This window comes from Bacteroidales bacterium (assembly GCA_018334875.1).
Classification (GTDB): domain Bacteria; phylum Bacteroidota; class Bacteroidia; order Bacteroidales; family UBA12077; genus JAGXLC01.
Genome location: JAGXLC010000423.1, coordinates 1 through 3,504, shown reverse-complemented (window position 1 = coordinate 3,504; position 3,504 = coordinate 1). Strand labels below are relative to the sequence as shown.

3 protein-coding genes are annotated in these 3,504 nt (G+C 47.5%); 1 reads left to right on the top strand and 2 read right to left on the bottom strand.

Features of this window, described 5'->3' with window-relative positions:
• A partial coding sequence (locus KGY70_19215; GenBank protein ID MBS3777332.1) for a DUF2293 domain-containing protein occupies positions 1 to 265 on the top strand: 265 nt, incomplete at its 5' end.
• A gap of 205 nt (positions 266 to 470) precedes the next feature.
• On the opposite strand, the gene KGY70_19210 is transcribed toward KGY70_19215, so the two are convergent.
• Positions 471 to 2,246: an FAD-dependent oxidoreductase gene (locus KGY70_19210; protein MBS3777331.1), complete on the bottom strand. Its 1,776-nt coding sequence runs from the start codon at positions 2,244 to 2,246 to the stop codon at positions 471 to 473.
• A gap of 124 nt (positions 2,247 to 2,370) precedes the next feature.
• On the bottom strand, positions 2,371 to 3,504 hold a 1,134-nt coding region (locus KGY70_19205; protein ID MBS3777330.1), incomplete at its 5' end, for a cation:proton antiporter.

The window sequence follows — 3,504 nt, the reverse complement described above, 5'->3', positions numbered from 1 at the left end:
CGGGCAGTACCCGGGCATTCCTTCAGGCAGGGAAAAGACCATTGCCGAACATGCCTGCCGCAAGTACAGTGGACGTGTCGGGAGAAGTCAGGCTGCCAAAGAATTTTCGGAGGATGCCATACGATTGGCAGTCATAGCCCATATCCGTCATACGGAAACCAATTACGACGAGCTACTGATGAAAGGGTATGATCCTTTTGATGCCCGGATGCTTGTGAGGGATCAGGTGGATGCAAAGCTGGAAGAGTGGGAAGAAGGGGGATAAGATTTAACCCATAGAATTTTTACGTAGTACCTTACCGGTAAAATTCTTGCTTTTTTTGGCAAAACTTGCCCGGTAAGGTACTATCAACCGCTCACGCAACATTTGTTATGGATGGTTACGGAATCAACAACTAATATCGTATGGAAAGACTAGCTATAAAATTTATCCCTGGCTGCATTTTCCATTTAACATAAGGCCTTATATGTTATTGATTTTTGATGATATCGGTCAATTCATCAATATGTTCTTCATACACTCCCCTGGGATCGGTTTCATATTTTTTGCACAGGGAAGCAGCATAACCCACGGCAATGCCCATCTGGCCTGTTGTATTCATGACTCTTGGTCCGCCCAGGCCGATGTGTGAGCAGCTAAAGTTGCGGCCGGCCATGAACAGGTTTTCGATGTTCTTTGAATAAAGGGACCTGTAGGGGATATAGTATTCTTCTACCGGATAAAAGAGGGCTTCCGACAGAAAATCCACTTTAGAAGGATCCTTCAGCCATTGCTGGTAGTGCACGTCCACATCACGGGTGCCTTTTGCCACGGCATCCTCAAATTTGGTATTCTTTTTCATGTCGTTGAAGGTATAGATGTAATCGCCTTCCAGCCTCCGGGATTCTCTTTTGCCTACCAGGTACGACATCCATTCCAGCCTGACGCTGTCATTTTCCGGTTTTTGTTTGGCATTGTAAAAAGACCCATATATGGCCCGGAACATGTGGTCGCGTATGGTCTCGGCATCTTTTACCTGGTGAAGTTCATTCTTTGAGAATTCCCAGTGCCATGTTCCGCTGGTGGCGGCATGGTCTTCCGCCACATCCATAGCCCAGGGTACTTCCGGGAATTCAACAGGCTCCCCCGCATTGGTGGTCCGCCATAGCACGGATGCTCCCATAACGCGATTGTCAGCCTCTTCGGGGCTCCATAGCTCACCGTGTTCTTCCCATCCTTCATCATACTTTGATCTGGGTTCACGGCCATACATGTATTCGGCTCCGGCCCAGTAGCCGATCCATCCGTCGCCGGTACAGTCTGCAAAATAGGGCGCTTTGAAACGTTTTCGTTCCCCGGAGGAAGTGTGACGGGCATCTACCGAGGTAATGCTGTTGTTGTTCACATTGGCATCGTAGGCTCTCCAGTTGAGGAAGATGGAAATGTTTTCATACTGTTCCATGTTGCGGCGCCGTTTTTGCTGATCCGCTTCGGCTTTCGGCGATCCATTGGGCCAGTGCTCCGTATCCAGCATAGAAAGTATACGTTCTCCATGCCAGTGTATGCCTTCGGTATGTACGCGTATCTCTTTGCTCGCATTTCCTCCCAGAACAGGTCTGTCCTGGACAAGGCCTACTTCAAGCCCACGCTCTGCTGCCGCAATAGCGGCTCCGCAACCGGCAATACCCCCTCCTACAATCACCAGGTCAAACTCGTGGGTCTCCTGCGGGGCATCGGCCTGGTTAAGCTTTTCCTTTCTCCATTGGGCAAGCTGGTCTGCCTGGTGAGGAGGTGCTTCTTTTGAGATGGAAAAGTAAAGGGCATCACAGCGCCCCTCAAATCCTGTAAGGTCCTTTAATTCCACTGTAGCCATGGTTTCAGTTATACTGACCTGGCCTGCATATTCCCAGTTCCATCCTTTCTGGGTGCCCAGTGTATTACTTAGCTCACTGCCATTGACCACCAGTTTAAACTTACCGGGAGCTTCCCATTCACCGGGTACCCAGTTTTTTGTCCTTGCCCACGCATGATAGGTGCCCTTGTCAGGGAAAACAACCTGAGTGCTTGCATTTTCAACAGGTTCTCCCAGGCCATGGGCAAGAAGATAAGGGGATCCCATTGTTTCCACAAATTGGGGATCAACCTCCCAACCCCCTTTCGTTTGAAAACTTTCTGCCTCAATAAAAACTTCTCGCGAAGATTGCTTGCAGAAAGACATCAGTAGGGCAAAAGCCATCAGAATGGAGATCGTTTTGAATGTTCTCATAATTTAAACGGGTTTTCGTTTATATAGCCGAAAAATTTCGGGCATCCCTTTTTTGATTATAAATATAAAAGTATATAAAATTACACAAGTTTCAAAATTTTTCCTTTAGCGATTGTTTAACAGGTTACTTGCCCAGGGAGAACCTGAATTTCTCCCGGAAGTCCTGCAATGCTGTTTCCGTGCCCATAACCGTCACAATGTCGTTCTGTTGGAGGTAGGTGTCCCCGTGCGGAATCTCAACGGCATGTCCCCGACGCACGAGTATGAGCTCTCCGTCACGATGGAAGGGCAACTCCTTGACCTGGGTTCCGCTTATATTGGAATTGGTGATGGTGATGTCCTCCACTTTGTAATTTTCAAATGTTTCAACCAGGGTATGATACGTGGCGGGTCTGAGAATCAAATTTTCTATTGTAGTGGCAATGGTTCGGGTTACATCCACGTAATCGACTTGCAGATCCTGGAGTTGTTTTTCAATATGCCAGGTGCTGGTTTTGCTGATGATCTTGTGATGCCCGAATTCCTCCTTTAGAATCTGGCATATTTCGGTGTTTTTTATTTCCGAGTCGGTGATTACCACAACATAATTGTGGGGTTGAAGATTTAGCTTTTTGTAAACGTTCTTGTCGAAGCCATTTCCATGATAGGCATTCAAACCTTTGGACAGCATCTCCAGATAGCGTTTCCTGCTGCTCTCCACGACGATGGAGTTTTTCCCATGCATTTGAAGTCTTCTGGAAAGCAATACGCCGGTGCTGCTTCCGCCGATGATAAGCACCTTGTCCATTTTAAGCATCTCCCGGGGTGAAAGGATATTGTAAACAACCGGTGAAAGGATGCATGTAATGACCGCCATAAGGACAAATGAAGCATTGAGGGCAGGTGTTATGATACCAAAATCGAGTCCGATCTTCGAGGCAGCAATGATCAGGCTTAGTCTGGATGCCATAAGCACTCCACCGGAAAAGGCCTTCCTGAAGCCAAAAATCCTTTGCCACAGAAAACCGGGAAATATTTTGATGGCATATAGTGCCACAAGAAGGGCAGTGAGAAACAGCCAGGGAGAGCCTTCCATTTGGGTAAGTGCTGTTTCGTCGAAATGGACACCCACCATAATGAAAAATATGGGTATAAAGAAGCCATAACCCATTCCGTCAAGCTTAAGCAGCAGAATGGAGCGAGATTTGTTCATGAAGACGGAAAGCAATATCCCGGCAAGAAAGGCGCCGAGCAACATGATTTCTTTCCCTATGAACTG

Coding starts and splice junctions, on each gene's coding strand:
- KGY70_19210 (MBS3777331.1), bottom strand. CDS start 2,246: ATGAGAACATTCAAAACGATCTCCATTCTGATGGCTTTTGCCCTACTG.